Raw genomic sequence first — 21,385 nt, 5'->3', positions numbered from 1 at the left:
ACTTAAATTTAGGTGACTCATGTTAAATGATTATCCATGGTTGCAGCCAGTATGGGATAACCTCAAAGTAGGGCTAGAGTCGGACAGAATACCAGGTGCGCTTTTATTGCAAAGCGAGCAAGGCTTAGGCATCGAAAAACTTATCGAGTTTTTTAGCCAAGCACTTCTTTGCCAAAATTACGCCAGTGAAGCGTGCGGTTTTTGTCATAGCTGTCAATTAAATCAATCACACAACCACCCAGATTTACACTGGATCAAACCAGAAAAAGAAGGAAAAGCGATAACGGTGGACCAAGTTCGAGCTTGCAACCGTCTTGCTCAGGAATCATCACAGCTTAATGGTTATCGCCTATTTGTTATAGAGCCAGCGGACTCTATGAATGAATCGGCATCGAATGCATTGTTAAAAACGCTAGAAGAGCCTGGGGCAAAGTGCTTGTTTTTGCTCGTTACCCACAATCAGGAGCGCCTGCTTCCAACTATTCGTAGCCGTTGCCAACACTGGGTTGTTGCGCCGCCGTCAACGGAACAAGCGATGCAATGGATGCGCGAACAAGGGGCGCAGCAAGTTCCTGCTTACGCCTTAAAACTGAATATGGGCTCTCCGATAAAAACATTGGATGCGTTAAATAATGGCGATCTCGATGCTTACTTGGCTTTTGAGCGCACTTTTATTAAGGCGATATCTTCTCCTACCTCAGACATTTCTGAGTGTGCTTCTTTAATGGCTAAACACTCGGAGCAATCACTAGACTGGGCGTGGTATTTACTGACAGACGCTCAGAAAGCGCAGTTTGGTGTATCAGAAGCACAAATGCTTCCTGGCGCTATAAAGTTTCAGCCGAACAACTACAACGGTTTGTACTCATCAGCGAAGGCGCTGATGGACCTCAAAGCTCAGGTGCAAGCCTTTCCTGGTCTAAACCTTGAGCTACTATCAATGAACTGGTTAATTGAATCACGAGAGGCATTATGTTCGTAGATTCTCATTGTCATTTAGACAAATTGAATTACGACGATCTCCACATCAATGTGGAAGACGTTATTAACAAAGCTAAACAAGCAAAGGTAACCGAGCTGCTTTCTGTGGGAGTCACGCTGGATTCTTTCCCTAGAATGATGGAAATGATTGAGCCTTATGAGAATGTTTATGCTTCGTGCGGTGTACACCCACTTGATGTTGAAAGCGACTTTTCGATGGACGTGCTACGTCACCACGCATCGAATGAAAAAGTCGTTGCCATTGGTGAAACAGGCTTGGATTATCATTATAAGCCAGAAACGGCAGCGTTACAGAAAGAGCGTTTTGAGCAACACGTTGATCTTGCGGTGGAGCTTAACAAACCTTTAATTATCCATACCAGAAACGCACGTGCGGATACTCTAGATATTTTGCGTAAGGGTGGGGCGGAGAAATGTGGTGGTGTTATCCACTGTTTTACAGAAGATCTTCCATTTGCTGAAGCTGCACTTGAGCTGGGGTTTTATATTTCTATCTCGGGGATTGTCACTTTCCGTCAAGCTACAGAGTTGAAAGAAGTGGTGAAGACTCTACCTCTAGAGAAGCTTCTCATTGAGACAGATTCTCCTTACTTGGCTCCAGTCCCTCATCGAGGTAAAGAGAATCAACCTGCTTATGTTGTCGAGGTGGCTTCTTATATTGCGCAACTCAAATCGTGCTCTCTTTCTGAAGTGGCACAAAAAACCACCGAAAATTTCCGAAATCTTTTTTTGCGATGAAAAATCAATAAGAGCATAAAAAAGGAGCGTACGCTCCTTTTTTGTTGATAAAAACAACAGATATACTCATGAGTTTAATGTTTACTAAAAATGTTGATTTAATAACATTCAAAAATCACAAATGTAATTTTGTTACTAAAAATAACATTGGGGCGTATTTTATTTACGCCTTAAAATTAATTATGTAAATAATAAACTCTTTATAAAACAGTAATATAACTGCAATGCAAACCTTTTCATCAGCTGTTTTTGGGTGTGATCCAAGACTTGTTTTGAAACTAAATTTCGTAACTGTGTGGAAAGTTTGAGGGTCATCAATATATATTTAGAGCCGGAAAATATAATGCAGTTGTGGTTACATTTTCATTGGGTGCTAACCTTTAGGCTACGGGGGTGTGCCGTTAGTGCCCAAATAATACTTATAAATTTATCAGGAGCATAAACATGTTTAAGAACCTTTTTGCTAACCTGCAAAAAGTTGGTAAGGCGCTGATGCTTCCAGTATCAGTTTTACCAGTTGCAGGTATTTTATTAGGTGTGGGTGCTGCCCATCTAAGCTTTATTCCAGAGATCGTTTCTAATCTTATGGAACAAGCTGGTGGTTCAGTATTCGGCCAAATGGCACTTCTATTTGCAGTAGGTGTAGCTCTAGGCTTCACTAATAACGACGGTGTTGCTGGTCTTGCAGCAATCGTTGGTTACGGCATCATGACGGCAACGCTAGGTGTAATGGCGGGTGTTATGGGTGTTGAGAAAATCGATACAGGTGTACTAGGTGGTATCCTTGTCGGTGGTGTGGCTGCTTGGGCATTCAACCGTTTCTTCAAAATTCAACTTCCAGAGTATCTTGGCTTCTTCGCTGGTAAGCGTGCAGTGCCTATCATCACTGGTTTTGCAGCGATCATCCTTGGTGTTATCCTTTCTGTAATTTGGCCACCAATTGGCGGTGCAATCTCTGCATTCTCTGATTGGGCTGCGCACCAAAACCCACAACTAGCATTCGGTATCTACGGTGTTGTAGAGCGTTCTCTAATCCCATTCGGCCTACACCACGTATGGAACGTACCGTTCTTCTTCGAAGCTGGTTCTTGTGTTAACGCTGCTGGTGAAGCTCAAAACGGCGTACTAACTTGTTACCTAGTTGCTGATGAAGCATCTCGTGCTGCTGGTAATGGCTTCGGTCAGCTAGCGGGTGGTTACATGTTCAAGATGTTTGGTCTACCAGCTGCAGCAATCGCAATTGCTCACTGTGCTAAACCAGAAAACCGCGCAAAAGTAATGGGTATCATGGCGTCAGCTGCACTGACTTCATTCCTAACTGGTATTACTGAGCCTATCGAATTCTCATTCCTATTCGTTGCTCCACTACTATACGGTATCCACGCTCTACTAGCTGGTTCTGCATACATTGTTTCTAACACTCTAGGCTTTGTACACGGTACTTCTTTCTCTCACGGTCTGATCGACTTCCTAGTTCTATCTGGTAACGCTCAGAAGATGGGTCTAATGATTGCTGTTGGTCTAGTATACGCAGTGATTTACTACGTAGTGTTCCGTGGCGTAATCACAGCACTTGACCTAAAAACTCCTGGTCGTGAAGATGAAACAGAAAGTGCGGCAGCAACTTCTGGCTCTGACATGGGTGGTGAACTGGTTGCAGCGTTCGGTGGTAAAGCTAACATTACTGGTCTAGACGCATGTATCACTCGCCTACGTGTAGCGGTTGCAGATACAGCAGCTGTTGACCAAGACAAACTGAAACAACTTGGCGCTGCTGGTGTTGTAGTTGTTGCAGGTGGTGTACAGGCTATCTTCGGTACTAAGTCTGACAACCTAAAAACTGAAATGGATGAGTGGATCCGTAACCACGGCTAATCACCGTCATTCATAACAATGAATAAAAGGAGGCTTCGGCCTCCTTTTTTAGTTCCTCTCCCATTGCTAAAAGTGCTTTCTGAGTGTGATCCTAAACTCATCTTTACTTTTGCCAGTCTTTTCATACATCGCGCTTACTCATCGTTGACATATTGAAACACCACTATGTTTGAATAACGCATGATGTTTTTTAATAATTGATAACGTGTATGAAGAGCAAATTAATTTTATTAGCAGGACTAGTTTCTAGTACCGCAATGGCGGCAAATGAGCCAACGAACTTGTCTGTTGGTATGGCTGTCGATCAACAGTTGAGTGTTGTTGTTGAGTTAGATAATAAGTATCGCGGCATTATAGGTAACGATGGTATGGCGTTTGATTACATCGCTAAACGTGGAACATTCGATCAAAACATGCCTGTGACCTGGTATGTTGGCGTTGGTGGTTGGTATGAATGGGATGATGAGTTTGGCGTGCGTGTACCTCTCGGTGTGAACTGGGATTTATCACGCGGCTGGGATCTTTATGGTCAAATACACCCAGAGCTAGATCTTTACAAAGGTGCTGACTTACAACTTGGTGGTGCCGTTGGCATCAAATACAGTTTCTAGAATAAAAGAAACATAAAAAACGCCGGTATTTACCGGCGTTTTTTGTTTGGAATGCAATACTGCTATTGTTTATCCATGGCTCGCTTGATACAAACGGCCGCGCCGCCCCAAGTGATACCTAAACCAATAACCATCATAATAATTGCGCTGATTGTCATTTTGCTGTCTCCTTGCGGTTCACTGCGTTGATCACTAGACCAAAGATAAAGAGTGCGGCGATAAGTGCCCAGCCTAAAGTTAGATCATAACCACCGTAGCCTTCAGTAAATAAAGCATAAAGCTTAGTCGCTAAGATAATGGCGAGCATAATCGGTGTTACGAAGCGTAAACAGATCTCAAACCATTGACTAATAGAGAAATCAGAGCGCTCATTTACGTAATTACGTACTTCAGGAACTCGTTTCAATAGCCACGCCATCAATACAATCTCAACCAAGCCGCCTACCATAATGCCAACGTTGTTTGCGAAGTGGTCTACTAGGTCTAGCAGCAATAGACCGCCATTTGTTGCGAACGCCATAGAAACCACAAAACCAGTTCCAATTACAACGTTTGCAGCTTTTTTTCGGCTCCACTTTAGCTTATCGATGATGGCGGATGTTACGGCTTCCATGATAGAAATGTGCGAACTTAGACCAGCAACCACCAGTGCAAAGAAGAACAGAGGACCAAGAATATATGGTGCGGGTAATAAGTTAATTGCCGCAGGTAAAGTAACAAAAGCAAGGCCAACGCCAGCAGATACCACTTCTGTTAGCGGTTTACCTTGTTCTTGAGCCATGTAACCCAAGACAGAGAAGATCATAATACCAGCTAGGATGGAGAAGCCACAGTTGATCAACACGGTCATAAACGCGTTATTCGTGATGTCTGATTTTTCTGGCAGATAACTAGAGTAAGCCAGCATGATCGCGAAGCCGATGCTTAGGGTAAAGAAGATCTGACCGTACGCAGCAGCCCATACTTTCACATCCCAAATTTTGCTGAAATCGGGTTCAAACATGTAGTTAACGCCATCCAAAGCTCCTGGCAAGAAAACCATACGTCCGATTAAAAAAATCACCATCAAGAATAGTATTGGCATCATGATTTTAGATGCGCGCTCAATCCCTGATTTCACGCCTTTGGCAATGGCGGTATAAGTAATGGCCCAAGCAATCACCATAGATAAGGCAATCTTCCATTGAATACTGCCTAAGTCTGTTGGTGAGTTGTCACCTAACTTTAGGTACTCACTAAAGAAAAATGCGTTTGTATCGGTTCCCCAACCTTGAGTGAACGACAACCCAAAGTAAGAAATTGACCAACCGATAACAGCAACATAGTAAACGGCGATAACTGCTGCAACACCAACTTGGAACCAGCCAAGCCATTCAAATTTAGAATGAATTTTCGCTAGCGTTTTTGGTGCTGAGCCTCGGTACTTTTGTCCCATACTGAACTCAAGGATCATAAATGGAATACCGGCCGTGATCATGGCGAAAATGTAAGGAATAAAAAATGCGCCGCCACCGTTTTCATAGGCCATGTATGGAAAACGCCAAATGTTTCCTAAACCGATAGCAGACCCGACTGCTGCTAAGATGAATCCCGCTCGGGATCCCCATTGTTCTCGCTTCATATTTGACTCCTATACGACTCCCTGAGGAATGAAGCTCTCTCCGTAACACAGTAATATTTGCGCAAACTGTTGGAAGAAAGGACCGCTGTTATCTATCAGCTTTTCTATCCTTAATTCTAGCTTATTATAATTTTCTAGAGCTATATTCTGGTTACTGTGAGAGAAAGTAGATTATTAATCTTAAAGTTTTGATGTGTGTTTGATAAAACTGAAATATTTATCTGTTTTCACTAATCAGACTAACTTCTAATAATACTTAGCGCAATAGAATCTAAATGTTAACTCGGATGCGTTGTCTGGTTTTAATCTTGTTAAATTTGAGTTTGATTATGGTTTTGTGTGGGGGATTGGTTGGTTGTATGGAATAAATGACTAGAATCCAATAATTGACTTGGTATTTAAAACTATTTTGATGAACTAGGGCGTACGGCTATCTTTTGCGCACCCCGCTAGAGAATGCTTCGTTACTTTTCTAAGCGATGATGTTTAGATGATATTCTCTATCTGCTTTGTGTAGGGCTCGCCCAGCACTCTTTGTGGCGAGCCCTACGAAGTGAAGTGTACAAAAAATTAGAAACGGAAACTAAAACCAATATTTGATTGGAATTGGTTTATCCAATCGGTATCGAACTTAATGATGCAGTTTGAGCCGTCATTAGGTAGGGTGCAGGCTCCAGAGGTATCGTTATCAACGACCGTTCCTAACCATCTCAATTGGGCTGTCAACGCAAAGTTCTTTGAAAACTCATATTCCAGCCCTGCAAAAGCGCTAGCCGAAAATCCGTATTTTTTGTCTACCCAATCAACATCTGCGTAAGAGGCTCCCAAGCCAACACCAATATAGGTTTGCCAGTTTTCTGCAACAGGGTAGTACATGCTGCTTTGAAATTGCAGGTAATGGATATCTGCCGAATTTGATAACTTTTCAAGTTCTGTTGATTGGTTGGAGTAAAATAATCCAATTCTTCCTTTCTCAAAAGGCGTCTCGATTGAAATTGCGTAGTTCACTGCGGGATCGAGGTCGTATGTATTGCCACCTTCGTCTTCTACTTGACCGCCACCTGTATAGCCTATGAATGGAGTAACGATAATATTGGCTTGTGCACTTACCGCGGTGCTGAGCAGTATGCTTCCTACCAGCCAGCTGAGTTTTTGGTTCATGTCCTATCTCCTTATTATGACTAAGCTAATTGTGATGGGTTAGTCAAAATTGCGCGACTAAATTAAGCAAATCTTGAACATATTTCACACTGGTGTTATTAATTTGTTACATATTAAGGAGGTATTTATGGAACACGATCTAAAATCCGCGTTAATCATCGTGGTGACTGTTTTTGCAGTACTTTTGTCGTTTGGCATCATTGCGATTACAACGGCTTAAGATAACTACTTTTACTAAGTGTTTTAACAAAATGGCGTGAGCCTATGATACGTAACAGCGGTATAATCACAGAAAGCCATACTGAGCTTGATGTCAAAGTTTATGAGCATTTCAGGCATGGAAAAACTGCTTTAGTCACGCAAGGTGGCGGGCAGAGAGGGATTTTTACCGCTGGCGTATTAGACGCATTTTTACTTTCCAACTTTGATCCTTTCGATGAATTCTACGGTACCTCTGCTGGGGCACTCAATTTATGTTCTTACTTATGTCGTCAACACGGTATGGGCAAAGCTTTTATTACCGAGCTGACAACGTCTCCTGAGTTTTTTAATCTGTTTCGTTATATTCGAAAGCAGCAGTACTTGGGTTTAGAGTGGGCGTTAGAGCGGATTCAAGATTTCCCTTACAAGCTTGATCTTGATTTAGGCCGCAGTGCACTAGGAGGACGAGGTGCGTTTGCAGCGGTAACAAATGTAGAGACGCTATCGGATCAATATTTACCAATCTTGGGTGACACGTGGTTTAACACTATGTTAGCAACATGCGCGATTCCTAAGTTGTACCACGGACCTGTCGACGTTAATGGCAATAAGTTTGTTGATGGTGGTGTGTCGGCTTCTATCCCTGTTCAAGAAGCGTGGCGTCAGAATGCTCGCAACATTATTGTCATCCGAACAGAACCGTTCTCGGAGATTGAAGCGAGAGCGCAAAGTGAAGTAGGGGATGTGCCTGTCGAGTGGTATCGAGAGTCTATTAATTCGGTGCAGCAATCATGGCAGCAAAAAGTGAATCGATGGAAGTTGGATTGGGCTTCGTTCTTCCAACAAAAAATTAATGCCGCCCATCAATCGAAGCTTGCCGGAAAAATGCTATTGAATGGAGGCCGTTGGTTGTTCGGTGCTGATAATTTGTATCGTTTAAGCCATTTAATCGGTGAGAATTTTGACTCAGGTTTAGCCGACATGCTGATGATTCACTATCAAACATTTGAGCTCACTCAGGCCTTTATATCTGCTCCACCTGACGATACTTTCATTTTACAAATCGCGCCTAAAGAGGGGCTTCGTTCTTCTTCTTTGTTAAGTGACCAAGAATCACTAGAGCATGATTATCAACTCGGACTTCAGGCGGGGTTTAATCTGGTTCAACTCTATGACCAACTGAATATTGAAATTGATGGCAGAGAGAGTGCATAACCTTTTGTATTAACGACATAAGCTAAATACAAAGTGAAGTGTAAATAAATGAGGCTCCGTTTTCGGAGCCTCATTCGTGTGCGTACCTAATCTCTGTGGTTAATAGGGTTAGGTATAAAGGTTATGCTTGCAGAATTCTCATGCAGTTGGTTGAACCAACGACATCCATTACATCGCCTTGAGTGATCATGACTAAATCACTCTTGTGCAAGAACCCTTGTTCTTTAAGGCTGGCAATCGCAGCTTGAGCTGTCGGTAAACCTGCATCACTTTTTGACTCGAAATATACCGGTGTCACGCCTCGGTATAGTGCAGCTCGATTGAGCGTTGATTCATTACGTGATAAGGCAAATATTGGTAAGCCAGAGCTTAAGCGAGACATCATCAACGCAGTCCTGCCAGATTCTGTTAACGAGATCATCGCTTTAATTCCTTCCATGTGATTCGCAGAGTACATGGTTGCCATTGCGATGGTTTCTTCAGCGGTTTCGAAGGTGCGATCTAAGCGATAAGTGGATAGGCTTGCCTCAGACATTTTTTCTGCGCCCACACATACCTCGGCCATGGATTTGACCGTTTCTACAGGGTATTTACCTGCTGCGGTCTCTCCAGACAGCATCACGGCGTCAGTGCCGTCTAGAACCGCATTGGCCACGTCCATCACTTCAGCACGCGTCGGCATCGGGCTAGTAATCATGGACTCCATCATTTGTGTCGCAGTAATTACGATGCGGTTTAAGCTGCGTGCTCGGCGAATCAGCTTTTTCTGGACGCCAATAAGTTCAGGATCGCCGATTTCTACACCCAGATCGCCACGCGCAACCATCACCACATCGGATGCGAGAATAATATCGTCAATAGACTCATTGGTCGCGACGGTTTCTGCTCGTTCGACTTTAGCCACCAACATGGCTTCAAGGCCTGCATCTCTGGCTAGACGTCGAGCGTAATGCATGTCTTCGCCGTTACGTGGGAACGAAATAGCAAGGTAGTCCACTTGAATTTCTGCGGCGGTAAGAATGTCGGCTTTATCTTTCTCTGTGAGCGCATCGGCTGACAATCCGCCGCCTTTTTTGTTGATCCCTTTATTATTAGATAGTGGGCCACCAACAATCACACGGGTATGAACTTTATTGCCTTCGACGCTGGTGACTTGCAGTTGAACGCGTCCATCATCGAGTAACAGAATGTCGTTTGGTGAAACATCTTGCGGCAGTTCTTTATAATCTAGCCCTACGGACTCTTGGTTGCCTTCACCTTTTGGTAAATCACTGTCTAATGTGAATTTATCGCCCACATTTAACATGACTTGGCCATCTTTAAAGGTCGATACGCGGATTTTAGGGCCTTGCAAGTCGCCGAGGATAGCAACTTGACGCCCAAGCTTTGCCGCAATGGTACGGACTTTTTTGGCGCGTTGAATGTGGTCTTCACTGGTTCCATGTGAGAAATTCATACGGACAACGTTTGCACCGGCTTTGATGATCTCCTCAAGTACATTGTCCTTATCCGTTGAAGGACCAAGCGTGGTGACAATTTTTGTTCGTCTTAGTTTGGAAGTCATAGATTCTCCGATGAATGTATGTGTAAAGGTAACTTGAACTCTATCCTTACTTTCCTCAATCGCTCTCAAGGTCTGCCTCGTTGCTGAGCCCACACCTTAAAGCTGCTTGAGTATAAGTATATGCACAGAATGTTTACATTAAGAGTAATCCCGGTAAAACAGACAGATAATCCATAGGTTTCAGCCCCTATTGATGAGAATGCGCTGGTGTAACAGGAGTTACTTCATAATTTAGTGAATAAAAATAAGTTATTTTTCAAACAATTTAACAGGAGTAGATTCTTCGTTATTTGATTGAATACACAAACAAACAGGTTTATACGTGATGCTTGTCACGGGGATTTATTAATTCACTTCACAATTAGTTCGCAAAGTAAAAAAATTGTCTCGTTATAGAATTTCGGAGTGCAAGATGTACATGGCTCAACCGGGCCATATTGATCATATCAAACAGGTCAATGCTGGTCGTGTATATAAACTAATTGACCTAAAAGGTCCTATTTCTCGAATTGATTTGTCCAAGCAGAGTGAGCTTGCTCCTGCCAGTATCACCAAAATCACTCGAGAATTAATTGAAGCGCACTTGATTCATGAAACCACAGTACAAGAAGCGACGAGTCGTGGTCGACCTGCCGTCGGTTTGCAGGTCAACAACGAAGGGTGGCAATTTCTGTCAATGCGTTTGGGGCGAGGTTATTTAACTATTGCTCTGCATGAGCTAGGTGGCGATGTGTTGATCGATACTAAAATCGAGATACACGAACGTGACCAAGACGATGTGCTTGAGCGTCTGCTCTACGAAATTGATGAATTCTTCCAAACTTACGCGGATCAACTTGACCGTGTTACCAGTATTGCAATTACGCTGCCTGGCCTTGTGAATTCAGAGCAAGGTGTCGTGCTGCAAATGCCTCATTACAATGTCGAAAATCTTGCTCTTGGACCAGAGATATATAAAGCAACAGGCTTGCCAGTTTTCATTGCCAATGACACGCGAGCTTGGGCATTAGCAGAAAAGCTTTTCGGCCATTCTCAAGACAATGACAACTCTGTTCTTATCTCTATTCACCATGGTTTAGGTGCCGGCATCATTCTGGATGGGCGCGTTTTGCAAGGCCGTCACGGCAACATTGGTGAGCTTGGGCATATTCAAATCGATCCAAATGGAAAACGTTGTCATTGTGGCAACATTGGTTGTTTGGAAACCGTTGCCAGTTCTCAAGCGATTCGTGAAGAAGTCGTAAGACGAATTGCTGATGGCGAAGACTCTATTCTTGCTGAACAAGAAGAAATGAGTATTGAGAGCATTTGTGAAGCGGCAGCGAACGGTGATCCGTTGGCAGTTGATGTGATTGAAAAGCTTGGACGCTACTTAGGTTCCGCAATTGCTATTGTGATCAACTTATTTAACCCTGAGAAGATCTTGATCGGTGGTGTGATTAACCAAGCAAAAGATGTACTTTATCCTGCGGTGCGTCGCTGTATCGAAGAGCAGAGTTTACCGGTTTATCACCAAGATCTTGAGCTGGTGGAATCTCGTTTCTATAAGCAAGCAACAATGCCTGGTGCCGCGTTGATCAAGCAAGCGTTGTACGATGGTCAGTTATTGATGAAGGTTGTGGAAGGCTAATTGCTTCAAACATGATGAAGTGCTTAGGTGTCGAGCCTATACATTTTTAGATGATTTAGGGTGAGGCTTAACAGCTCACCCTTTTTGATCGCCTATTACTAGAAGGTGAATTTGAGTTGTGCTGCATTGCTATATCTGCGCCATTCATGTAATTTCCTAAAAAGCTCAAGTAAATAAACCCAAATGGCTTTCAATGTGTAGAGTGACTTTGTGTCTGATACAAATAGAAGGGAAGTAATGCGCTGAAACCGTTGTACTTTCAAGCCATGCTCGAAAAACAAATATCTTAAGGTTATTTGGGTTTAGAACCTTGATGTGTCTGTATTGATTTCGAGTAAAAATAAGAATTATCCATAATTTAGGTAGTAGTATGTCCGGAGTGTTAAATACGGTTGACCAGCGTACGAACTTGGTTGGTGAAAACCGACTAGAGCTTCTGCTGTTCACTTTAAATAGTCGCCAATTGTTTGCGATTAATGTGTTCAAAGTGAAAGAGGTCATCAAGCTGCCACCGTTAACCAAGCTTCCTGGCTCACACTACAACATTCGTGGGGTCGCTTCTTTACGAGGTGAAGCGGTGCCAGTGATTGATTTGCGTGGCGCAATAGGTTTCCCAGCTTTGCGTGGTGAAGCGGAAGAAGAAAACTTGATCGTGACAGAGTACAACCGCACGGTGCAGGGCTTCTTAGTCGGTCCGGTTAAAAACATTATTAATACGGCATGGACTGAAATTCAGCCGCCTCCTTCCACGTCTGGTCGCTCGAATTACCTCACAGCTATCACGCAAATCAAAGAGGGGGATGCCTCTCAAATTGTCGAAATTATTGACGTTGAAAAAGTTTTAGCAGAGATCGTGCATTACGACGTCACGATTTCAGCGGACATTCTGGATCAAGAACTTGCCCAAGCAATGGTCGGGCGTAATGTTCTGATTGTGGATGATTCCTCTACAGCTCGTAATCAAGTTCGCGATACGCTTTCTCAATTGGGTATGAATATCATCGAGTGTCGTGACGGCCTAGAAGCGCTAACGGTTTTAAAACGCTGGTGTGATGAAGGGAAAGACGTGGAAAAAGAGCTGTTAATGATGATTACGGATGCTGAAATGCCTGAAATGGACGGTTATAAACTGACTCATGAAGTGCGCCAAGATCCACGTATGTCTAAGTTGTTTATTACGTTGAACACCTCTCTGAGCGGCAGCTTTAATGAAGCCATGGTACAAAAAGTAGGCTGTGACCGCTTTATATCTAAATTCCAACCGGATCTGCTGGTTGAAGTTGCTCAAGACCGATTACGTCAGATGCTTTCTAAAAGTGCATGATTAGATATAGTGAAATCAGAGGGGGAGCAGCTCTCCCTCTGATTTTTAACCCCTCGCTTATTAATATCTCTGTACTAATGAAAGTCGCGAGATTTACTTTGTAGATTATTCAAATAGTGCGTGCAATCAATTAACTTGCCAGCAATAACGTGCGTGACTTCTCCCTCTCTTTCAAGAATGCCTTTCACCATTAATACTTTAGCGCCTAAATACGCTTGCTTTTGGGCTCGTGCTGTCGCTTGCCAAACGACCACATTAATGTTGCCTGTGTCATCTTCTAACGTAAAAAATGTCACGCCAGCGGCGGTGCCTGGAGATTGTCTTCCCGTTACCACGCCTACCACTGTGACCAATGACCTATGTGGTTTCTCTGCCAATTGCCTCATGCGGGTAAAATGAGGGAGTTTGCCCGTTTCTTCTAATAATTTAATCGGGTGGCGGCTAAGAGATAGTCCTGTGCTCGCGTAATCCTCAATTAAATTTTCATATTCAGAGGGCTGAGTTTGGTAGCTAACACCAGGTTCTTCGACCTTGTGAAACAATGGTAGGTCAGATAAGGAATCCATTGCTGCCCAGCGTGCGTTATAACGATTCCCCGATAGGATCTGAAATGCATTGGCTGAAGCCAATAATTCAATGTCACTTCGGCTTCTTAATATCTGCTTTACTTCTTGAATCGAGCGGTAACCATTAAGTGGTTTGCGCTCAATAAGCCTTTGCGCACTTTCTGCGTTAAAGCTTTTCACCAAGCGAAAACCAAGTTGCACGCCGAGTCTGCCATTCGGACGTGAGACGAGATGATGCTGATATTTTGAGTGATTGACGCACACCGGCAATACTTCGACGCCATGTCGGCGGGCATCTTGTACTAATTGCGATGGGCTATAAAATCCCATTGGTTGGCTGTTCAACAGTGCAGTGTAAAATTCTGCTGGGTAATAATATTTTAACCACGCAGAACAATATGCCAGCACGGCGAAAGACGCTGAATGGCTTTCAGGGAAGCCGTACTCACCAAAGCCGCAAATCTGATCGAAAATGCGCTCAGCAAACGCTAAGTCATAACCTCTATCTTGCATACCATTGATCAGTTTTGGTCTGAATTTAGCGAGATCGCCATTCTTCTTCCATGATGCCATCGCTCTACGGAGTTGATCGGCCTCGCCACCGCTAAACCCTGCGGCTACCATGGCTAACTTGATGACTTGCTCTTGGAAAATAGGGACGCCCATAGTCCGCTCAAGAACGCTTTTTACTTCTTCCGATGGATAACTGACTGGCTCTTTGTGATCACGCCGTTTTAAAAAAGGATGCACCATATCACCCAGAATAGGGCCTGGACGAACAATCGCAATTTGAATCACTAAGTCGTAATAACAAGCAGGCTTTAGGCGAGGAAGCATGCTCATTTGTGCACGAGATTCAATTTGGAATACGCCTATCGTGTCGGCTTTTTGGATCATGCGGTACACGTGTGGATCATCTTGTCGGCGAGTGATCTCGGAAATAGAGAGGGAGCGCTGGTGGTGCTTCTCGACCAGTTGAAAGCACTTTCTGATGGCGTTTAACATGCCGAGTGCGAGCACATCGACTTTTAGTAGCTTCAAGCTTTCTAAATCGTCTTTGTCCCATTGAATGATAGTGCGATCTTCCATCGAGGCATTTTCAACAGGTACTAACTCATATAAAGGGCCAGATGAAATTACAAAACCACCCACGTGCTGAGATAAGTGGCGTGGGAAGCCAATTATCTCGTTGACCAATTGGATAAACTGCTGCCCTTTGAGAGATTCTGGTTGTAAGCCAAGTTCAATAATTTGAGCTTGCCAGCCTTGGCTGCGATCTCGGCGATTAACGTTCTTAATGAAAAAATCTAATTGGGTCTCTTCAATCCCTAGCGCTTTACCGACTTCACGCACGGCACTTTTAAAGCGATAGCTGATCACTGTTGCAGCAAGTGCTGCACGCTCACGGCCATATTTTTTGTAAATATATTGGATAACCTCTTCACGGCGCTCGTGTTCAAAGTCCACATCAATATCCGGCGGTTCCTTACGTTCTTTACTGATAAATCGTTCGAATAAGACTGCGATTTGTCGAGGGTCGACGGCGGTAATTTCCAGGCAATAGCACACCACAGAGTTTGCGGCGGAACCTCGACCTTGGTAAAGAATGCCTTGTTGTTTCGCGAACATTACGATGTCATGGATGGTAAGGAAGTAGTAGTGGTATTTCAGCTCTTGAATAAGCGCAAGTTCATTCTCGATGGTTTGATTGACTTCTGCTGGCACGCCTTCAGGAAAACGCAGCTTTTTACCACGCTCGACTAACATACGTAAGTAAGAGTCGGGTGTATAACCATCTGGGATCAGCTCGGTAGGATATTCGTATTTTAAATCGGAGAGCTTAAACTCGCATAAATCGGCGATGTAAGTACTTTCTTCCAGCCATTCTGGTTTGTAAATCCGAACCAGTTTTTTAAAAGGACGAAGCGCTCGTTCTGTATTCGAAATACGATCAAAACCGAGTTTATCGACGCTACACCCATGCTTTATAGCGGTAAGTACATGCTGTAATGGCAAGCGTTCAACATCATGCATGAGAACGCCTCCGCAGGCAGTTATAGGTAATTGAAATTCATGTGCTAACTGCTCGCAGTGCGCAATGTACTCAGTATCGTTGTTACTCAAATGGCGCTGAATCGCTACCCACAAACGATTAGCGTGGTGTTGATTGAGCCAGCGTCCCCAATAGTGGTCACTCTCTTGATGTGTGGGCAGCCACAATACCAAGCAATGTCGAATCGACATCAAATCCCATTCGAACAGTTGATAGTTGCCTTTTTCACTTCGTCTTCTTGCGTTTGTGATGATACGACACAACTCGGCATAAGCCTTGCGACAAGGGCAAAGCAGTACGATTTGGCATTCATCATTTAACCAAAACATACTTCCAACGATTTGTTTGATATCGAGTTTATGTTGTTCGATGGTCGCATGGGCTTTGACAACGCCCGCGACCGAACATTCATCAGTTATGGCTAGAGCTTGATAGCGATAGAAAGCAGCTTGGAGTACCAGTTCTTCTGCATGAGAAGCCCCAGTCAAAAAAGAGAAGTTAGACTGACAAAATAGTTCCGCGTAACTCATAATGATCCAACAAAAATAACTGTCGATTTAACAAAAATAGCCATGAAGAAACCAGTGCTTGTGCTGATCGCGAAATATCCATAACCAGCGGCCTTGCTTGGTGTGTGCAATGTAGTAATCACGCATGATCTCATCACCATCCCACCATCCAGAAACGATTCGCTCAGGTCCGTGGACCAAAGAGACTTGCTCTTGCAATGCAATGGGAGTGGGCAATTGCATTGCGGGGCGTAGTATGGATGGTATGGCGTGCTCCTTTTCATCTGGAGCATCAGCAGGGCGATACTGACTGGCCTTTTCTGGTCTAGGATCGCAAGCGATGTTGGGTTTTAACACGGCACTTTTCCCCAATTTAGCTTGCAGTAAAGAGAGCAGTTCTAAAGCATTCATGTTCCCTTTTTGCCCAGCAAAGAGATCGCGTGATGCACTAAGAGGCTCACCTTGACGGACGACTTTTAACGTTAGCCCTGTGACTGGGCCATTGAGCGAGAGTGACTCTAAGCTTAAACTCGCTAACTGCTGCCAACGCTGACATAGGTAATCACCTTGCGCAGAAGTGAGTTGAAGGTGTTGCTCTTGTTTCTCACGCTGGTGGAGTGTTAAACACAGCTCAAAAGCGACCTTATCTCTTAATTTAAGAAAGGTTTCGAGTTGACGAAGTAACTTGGCCAGCGGCTTTTCAATCCACTGGACGTTTTCGAGCTCAAATAACAGCTCTAAATAAACTTGGAAGGATTCGGTCGGGTGATAAAAGTCTACAGGATGCTTGAACTGCCCTGTCAGTCGACCAACGTAGTTCACCAAATCGATATCAAAGCGTCGTGCGATGTCTTGCAATGGCAGTTCAAGTAACCCTTTTAAGGAAGTAACGCCTACGCGGTGCAGCTTTTCAACCATAGAGATCGATAAATCGGTTAGAGGCAGAGGTAATGGGAATAACATTTGTTCGATAAGAGATTTGTCGTCACTAAGAACATTTGCTCCTGCCAATGCCATTAACTTGGCTGACAAAGGTGAAAAACCACAACCAAATTGAAAGCTTAACTGCAGTTTAGTTAAGTGAGCACTGACTTTATTCCAGTAATTGTCCAACCCTTCATATAGGGTGAGCATCGGTGTGGCACGCAGCAAAATGCCTTGGTTTGGCATCAACACAACGTCAGATGTGATCAAATACAACCACTGAGCTACCTCTTGTAATTTATTTAATTCGGTTTGTGGATGATAAGGATGCACTTGTAAATCTCGACACAAGGACGCAGCACTGCCTAAGCCCATACCAGGCTTAATACCTTGTTGCTCGGCAATGCCGTTGTATTGAATGATCTGACAACGTTGGCTTTCTACAATCACCACGGGTTGATTTTGGTTATCACCAAAGAGTGCGTCTAGCTGTAGGCGAGGGAAGTGCAAGTAAATCCATAAAGCCATATCACTAACCTTGGTTCGCCAATGGGAAATTGACCACCGTTGATGGAATGTGAGTCGTGCTTGGCATTACCAGTTGTGGGTAGTGGTGTTGGAAACTGATATCGACACTGCCTTTGCTCCAACCGCCTTTTCGCTTGAGAACTTCCACTTTGACGCCTTGTACATTACCTTGCAGCTTTAGGCTTAATGAAACAGGTAAAGACAAGCGGTTTGTCATATTAGGCTTGAGCATGAATAGAGGACAAGTGCCTTGCTCACTCGCTACCTGTAAGCGTTTCACTTGATGTATTTCAAGCTCTTCTTGCCATAACAAAACATTACTGCATACCCCACTTTTCAGACATTGCTCTGCAGCCCAAAGAGCATCTTTGGGATGAGCTGGATTAACGACCCACACTTGGTTTATATCCAAACCGATGTAGTGTAAGAACAGAGAATTCACTAACGCGGGAGGTTGAATAAATGCAGTCACACCATTGGTCTGGGTGGCTTTTAAATAAGGAGCGAGCAAACGCAATTCACCAATACTACCAATAGATTCCATCTCCACTACGCCATGAGGTGGAAAGCCTCCGCCGAGCAAATCATCTAATTCAGAAAACCCGGAACTAGTCCGCAACTGCTGAGGATCTGTTTTCGTTAAATTTGCTTGCCAAACAAGGTGCTGGCTTTTTAAGTGCTGAATAATATCGTGCATAATAAATACCTGTATATATGTACAGTATATTTCTATAGCAGAAAGTCGCAAGATTTTTATGAAGAGAGAAATGAAAAAAGGCAGCGTTTGCTGCCTTTTCAATCGATTATGTGAGGTAACCTGAATTCGTTATTTACGCTTCGGTTGAGCGTCGATGCACTGACCATTCACATCGGTAACCGCTGGATCCATTAAGTGCAAATATAGCGGCATGAGATCCAATGGCGTTTTGAGAGTATTTGCATCTTCACCCGGGTATGCTTTTTCACGCATGCGAGTACGAGTTGCACCAGGGTTAATTGCGTTAACACGGATCGGCGTATCACTCAGCTCGTCAGCCAAAACTTGCATCATGCCTTCTACGGCAAATTTAGAGATAGCGTATGGCCCCCAGAAAGCGCGACCAGAGTGGCCGACGGTCGAAGAGGTAAAGATAATACGCCCAGCTTCTGATTTACGCATCACAGGCAGTAGTGCTTGAGTCATTAACACTTCTGCTTTCACGTTGATCTGCATGATATCGTCGAAATCTTCCTCTTTGATTTGATCAAATGGACACAGCGAACTCAAGACACCTGCGTTGTGTAATAAGCCATCCAAACGACCAAACTGTCCTTCGATTGTCTCTGCCATATCAATGTAATTTTGCTTAGTTGCGCCCTTGAGATCCAGAGGAATGATAGCAGCTTGTGGGTAGCCAGCGGCTTCAATCTCATCATAGATAGATTCAAGGTTTTGCACATTTCTACCCAAGAGAATAACAGTTGCACCGTGCTCGGCATAAGAAAGCGCGGCTTGACGGCCGATGCCATTACCAGCGCCAGTAACAAGAATGACTTTACCTTTTAGAGCATCAGCTGAAACGGAGTAGTTCACGGCGATAAATCCTTATTATTGTAAGAGGGTCCATGATAGTTAATTGACGCTAAAAAACGCCTGTTTCTCAATGGAAAATCTTGGTAATCGTGACAAGATGGTTACAATACACCAATTCATGTGTTATACCAATTCCAGAACTTTCGTTAGGTATGCTATCAATCAGAACAAGTGGTTACAAACCGCGCTGCCTTCTCGCTGATGTTTCTGCGTAACATACTAACGTCATCTGAAATGAGATAAAGGAGCTCTCGTTGGAATTTTTATTAGATTATGGTCTGTTTCTGGCCAAAATTATCACGGTGGTTGCTGCGATAATTGTTCTGCTCATTATTGCAAAATCGGCTGGTGGCAAATCGGGTGCGGCGAAAGGGGAGTTAGAGATTACCAACCTTTCAGAGCAACACAAACAATCTGTTGAACAGTTAGAGCATCATTTGCATGACGATGCTTTCATCAAGGCTCGAGATAAAACCGTCAAAAAAGAAGAAAAAGAGAAGAACAAATCTCGCGAGAAAGAAATCAAACAAGCGAGCAAAGACGGTTCATTAGATAGCAAGCGTGAACCACACCTATTTGTTCTTGATTTTAACGGTAGCATAGATGCAAAAGAAGTCGCGTCTCTACGTGAAGAGATCACTGCTATTTTGGCTGTCGCACGTGAAGGTGATGAAGTATTACTTCGTTTAGAATCTGGAGGTGGTATGGTTCATGGCTACGGCCTTGCCTCTTCTCAACTGGACCGAATCAAAGCTGCGGGTCTTCCTCTGACTATCTCTGTTGACAAAGTTGCGGCAAGTGGCGGTTACATGATGGCATGTGTAGCAGATAAGATTGTTTCTGCACCATTTGCAATTGTAGGTTCTATTGGCGTTATCGCACAAATTCCTAACTTCAACAAACTGTTGAAGAAACATGACATTGAGTACGAACAACTAACCGCGGGTGAATATAAACGCACGCTAACGATGTTTGGTGAGAATACCGATAAAGCGCGCGATAAGTTTAAGCAAGAGCTTGAAGAAACACATGTCTTGTTTAAAGACTTTATTCGCGAGCGTCGTCCTAGTTTGGACCTAGACAAAGTAGCTACAGGTGAGCACTGGTTCGGTACACAAGCGAAAGAGCTTGGTTTGGTGGATGATATTAGTACATCTGATGATATCGTTGTTGCGGCATGCAAAGATAAAACCGTACTTTCTGTGCATTATGTGCAGAAGAAAAAACTGGCAGACAAGCTAGCAGGTGTCGCAGGCAAAGTTGCTGACAGTGTGATCTTAAAGTTAGCTGAGCGTGGTCAAAAGCCGATTGTTTAATCGAACCTAAGAGCATGACATTTAAAACGGCGAGGGTGGAAGCTCTCGCCGTTTTTGCTGAACCTTATGTTTATTGATGAATCCAATTGCGCATTAGGTGTAATGCTTTACACGACATTTTTCCTCGCTCCAAAGGGCGATTACCCGTATAATACGCGCCTCGAAAACCGAGCAAATTGCTGAAAAGAAACTATAGGTGGAGAAGAACATGTCCTCTCAAACTCCGGTTGTAACCGTAGATGGACCTAGTGGTGCAGGTAAAGGCACTTTATGTATGTTGCTGGCGAAAAAGTTGGGTTTCCAACTCTTAGATTCTGGCGCAATTTATCGTGTACTTGCACTCGCTGCGATTCACCACGGTGTCGACACAGAGTCAGAAGACGCACTTGTCCCACTGGCAACACACCTAGACGTTCAATTTATCGCAGAGGGTGACTTAGTTAAGGTCGTTCTAGAAGGCGAAGATGTGTCAGGGGAGCTTCGCAAAGAAGAAACGGGTATGGCAGCATCTAAAGTTGCGGCTCTGCCACGTGTTCGTGAAGCATTATTACGTCGCCAGCGTGCATTTGAGGCCGCTCCGGGTCTGGTTGCTGATGGTCGTGATATGGGCACAATTGTATTCCCGAGTGCGCAAGCGAAAATCTTCCTTGATGCGAGCGCAGAAGAGCGTGCAAATCGACGCCTTAAACAGTTGCAAGAGAAAGGGTTAGATGTTAAATTTGCTGACCTTTTAAGCGAGATCCAAGAGCGTGACGACCGAGATCGTAACCGCCCAGTGGCGCCACTACGCCCTGCTGAGGATGCGCTTGTGCTAGATTCTACGTCGATGACTATCGACGAAGTAGTAGAAAAGGCACTACAATATATCGAATCGAAGCTAGCTGAGTAATGATACTCGGCTAGACTAAGAGCGTTGGTCGCAAGGATGATGACTGGCGAATTTAATAACCCCATGCGGTAGGATACCCGTGGAC

At 44.0% G+C, this 21,385-nt stretch carries 18 protein-coding genes; 10 read left to right on the top strand and 8 right to left on the bottom strand.

Annotated features, from left to right (window positions below; genetic code table 11):
• Nucleotides 1-19 precede the first annotated feature (19 nt).
• The 4 genes from R2S67_RS08480 to R2S67_RS08465 all read left to right on the top strand — a co-directional run bounded on the left by R2S67_RS08480 (nt 20) and on the right by R2S67_RS08465 (nt 4,226).
• The gene (locus R2S67_RS08480) at nt 20-982 is read left to right on the top strand and encodes a DNA polymerase III subunit delta' (protein ID WP_317343245.1); all 963 of its coding nucleotides are present in this window, start codon (nt 20-22) and stop codon (nt 980-982) included.
• Complete coding sequence (locus tag R2S67_RS08475; protein ID WP_145532886.1) at nt 973-1,740, top strand: TatD family hydrolase; 768 nt, start codon at nt 973-975, stop codon at nt 1,738-1,740. The genes R2S67_RS08480 and R2S67_RS08475 overlap by 10 nt, the downstream gene beginning before the upstream one ends.
• 444 nt (nt 1,741-2,184) lie before the next feature.
• A complete protein-coding gene (gene ptsG / locus R2S67_RS08470; RefSeq protein ID WP_006743155.1) occupies nt 2,185-3,615 on the top strand; it encodes a PTS glucose transporter subunit IIBC in 1,431 nt (476 codons plus the stop codon).
• A gap of 209 nt (nt 3,616-3,824) precedes the next feature.
• Nucleotides 3,825-4,226: a hypothetical protein gene (locus tag R2S67_RS08465; protein ID WP_005396996.1), complete on the top strand. Its 402-nt coding sequence runs from the start codon at nt 3,825-3,827 to the stop codon at nt 4,224-4,226.
• Nucleotides 4,227-4,288: 62 nt separating this feature from the next.
• On the opposite strand, the gene R2S67_RS08460 is transcribed toward R2S67_RS08465, so the two are convergent.
• The 3 genes from R2S67_RS08460 to R2S67_RS08450 all read right to left on the bottom strand — a co-directional run bounded on the left by R2S67_RS08460 (nt 4,289) and on the right by R2S67_RS08450 (nt 7,008).
• Nucleotides 4,289-4,384 (bottom strand): MetS family NSS transporter small subunit, encoded by a 96-nt coding sequence (locus R2S67_RS08460; RefSeq protein WP_005372963.1) that lies wholly within the window; start codon nt 4,382-4,384, stop codon nt 4,289-4,291.
• On the bottom strand, nt 4,381-5,847 hold the full coding sequence (locus R2S67_RS08455) for a sodium-dependent transporter (protein ID WP_317343241.1): 1,467 nt from the start codon (nt 5,845-5,847) through the stop codon (nt 4,381-4,383). The genes R2S67_RS08460 and R2S67_RS08455 overlap by 4 nt, the downstream gene beginning before the upstream one ends.
• Before the next feature lie 570 nt (nt 5,848-6,417).
• Nucleotides 6,418-7,008, bottom strand: coding sequence for an outer membrane beta-barrel protein (locus R2S67_RS08450; protein ID WP_317343239.1), 591 nt, complete (start codon nt 7,006-7,008; stop codon nt 6,418-6,420).
• Nucleotides 7,009-7,135: 127 nt separating this feature from the next.
• On the opposite strand from R2S67_RS08450, the gene R2S67_RS08445 reads away from it, so the two are divergent.
• Nucleotides 7,136-7,228, top strand: coding sequence for a YnhF family membrane protein (locus R2S67_RS08445; RefSeq protein WP_005372970.1), 93 nt, complete (start codon nt 7,136-7,138; stop codon nt 7,226-7,228).
• A gap of 44 nt (nt 7,229-7,272) precedes the next feature.
• On the top strand, nt 7,273-8,424 hold the full coding sequence (locus tag R2S67_RS08440) for a patatin family protein (RefSeq protein WP_005398215.1): 1,152 nt from the start codon (nt 7,273-7,275) through the stop codon (nt 8,422-8,424).
• 121 nt (nt 8,425-8,545) lie between these two features.
• On the opposite strand, the gene pyk is transcribed toward R2S67_RS08440, so the two are convergent.
• On the bottom strand, nt 8,546-9,988 hold the full coding sequence (pyk, locus tag R2S67_RS08435; protein WP_317343237.1) for a pyruvate kinase: 1,443 nt from the start codon (nt 9,986-9,988) through the stop codon (nt 8,546-8,548).
• A 412-nt stretch (nt 9,989-10,400) separates the two neighbouring features.
• On the opposite strand from pyk, the gene R2S67_RS08430 reads away from it, so the two are divergent.
• Together R2S67_RS08430 and R2S67_RS08425 are read left to right on the top strand one after the other, a co-directional pair.
• Nucleotides 10,401-11,618, top strand: coding sequence for an ROK family protein (locus R2S67_RS08430; protein WP_005398213.1), 1,218 nt, complete (start codon nt 10,401-10,403; stop codon nt 11,616-11,618).
• A 370-nt stretch (nt 11,619-11,988) separates the two neighbouring features.
• Nucleotides 11,989-12,942, top strand: coding sequence for a chemotaxis protein CheV (locus R2S67_RS08425; RefSeq protein WP_005398212.1), 954 nt, complete (start codon nt 11,989-11,991; stop codon nt 12,940-12,942).
• A 74-nt stretch (nt 12,943-13,016) separates the two neighbouring features.
• Here the strand turns inward: R2S67_RS08425 and R2S67_RS08420 are convergent, their stop codons facing one another.
• The 4 genes from R2S67_RS08420 to R2S67_RS08405 form a co-directional block, all read right to left on the bottom strand.
• Nucleotides 13,017-16,091 (bottom strand): error-prone DNA polymerase, encoded by a 3,075-nt coding sequence (locus R2S67_RS08420; RefSeq protein WP_317343232.1) that lies wholly within the window; start codon nt 16,089-16,091, stop codon nt 13,017-13,019.
• Nucleotides 16,092-16,118: 27 nt separating this feature from the next.
• Nucleotides 16,119-17,522: a Y-family DNA polymerase gene (locus R2S67_RS08415; protein ID WP_065646083.1), complete on the bottom strand. Its 1,404-nt coding sequence runs from the start codon at nt 17,520-17,522 to the stop codon at nt 16,119-16,121.
• Nucleotides 17,523-17,526: 4 nt separating this feature from the next.
• Nucleotides 17,527-18,219, bottom strand: a complete 693-nt coding sequence (imuA, locus tag R2S67_RS08410; protein WP_012841595.1) for a translesion DNA synthesis-associated protein ImuA — start codon at nt 18,217-18,219, stop codon at nt 17,527-17,529.
• A 129-nt stretch (nt 18,220-18,348) separates the two neighbouring features.
• Nucleotides 18,349-19,095: a YciK family oxidoreductase gene (locus R2S67_RS08405; RefSeq protein ID WP_006743161.1), complete on the bottom strand. Its 747-nt coding sequence runs from the start codon at nt 19,093-19,095 to the stop codon at nt 18,349-18,351.
• 254 nt (nt 19,096-19,349) lie between these two features.
• On the opposite strand from R2S67_RS08405, the gene sohB reads away from it, so the two are divergent.
• The gene (sohB, locus tag R2S67_RS08400) at nt 19,350-20,411 is read left to right on the top strand and encodes a protease SohB (RefSeq protein ID WP_317343231.1); all 1,062 of its coding nucleotides are present in this window, start codon (nt 19,350-19,352) and stop codon (nt 20,409-20,411) included.
• A 208-nt stretch (nt 20,412-20,619) separates the two neighbouring features.
• Entirely contained in the window at nt 20,620-21,300 is a 681-nt protein-coding gene (gene cmk / locus R2S67_RS08395) for a (d)CMP kinase (RefSeq protein WP_005397113.1), read from the top strand.
• Nucleotides 21,301-21,385 lie beyond the last annotated feature (85 nt).

The organism is Vibrio sp. T13N (assembly GCF_032970445.1).
GTDB classification, from domain to species: domain Bacteria; phylum Pseudomonadota; class Gammaproteobacteria; order Enterobacterales; family Vibrionaceae; genus Vibrio; species Vibrio diabolicus.
This window is presented reverse-complemented; position numbering and strand designations above follow the sequence as displayed.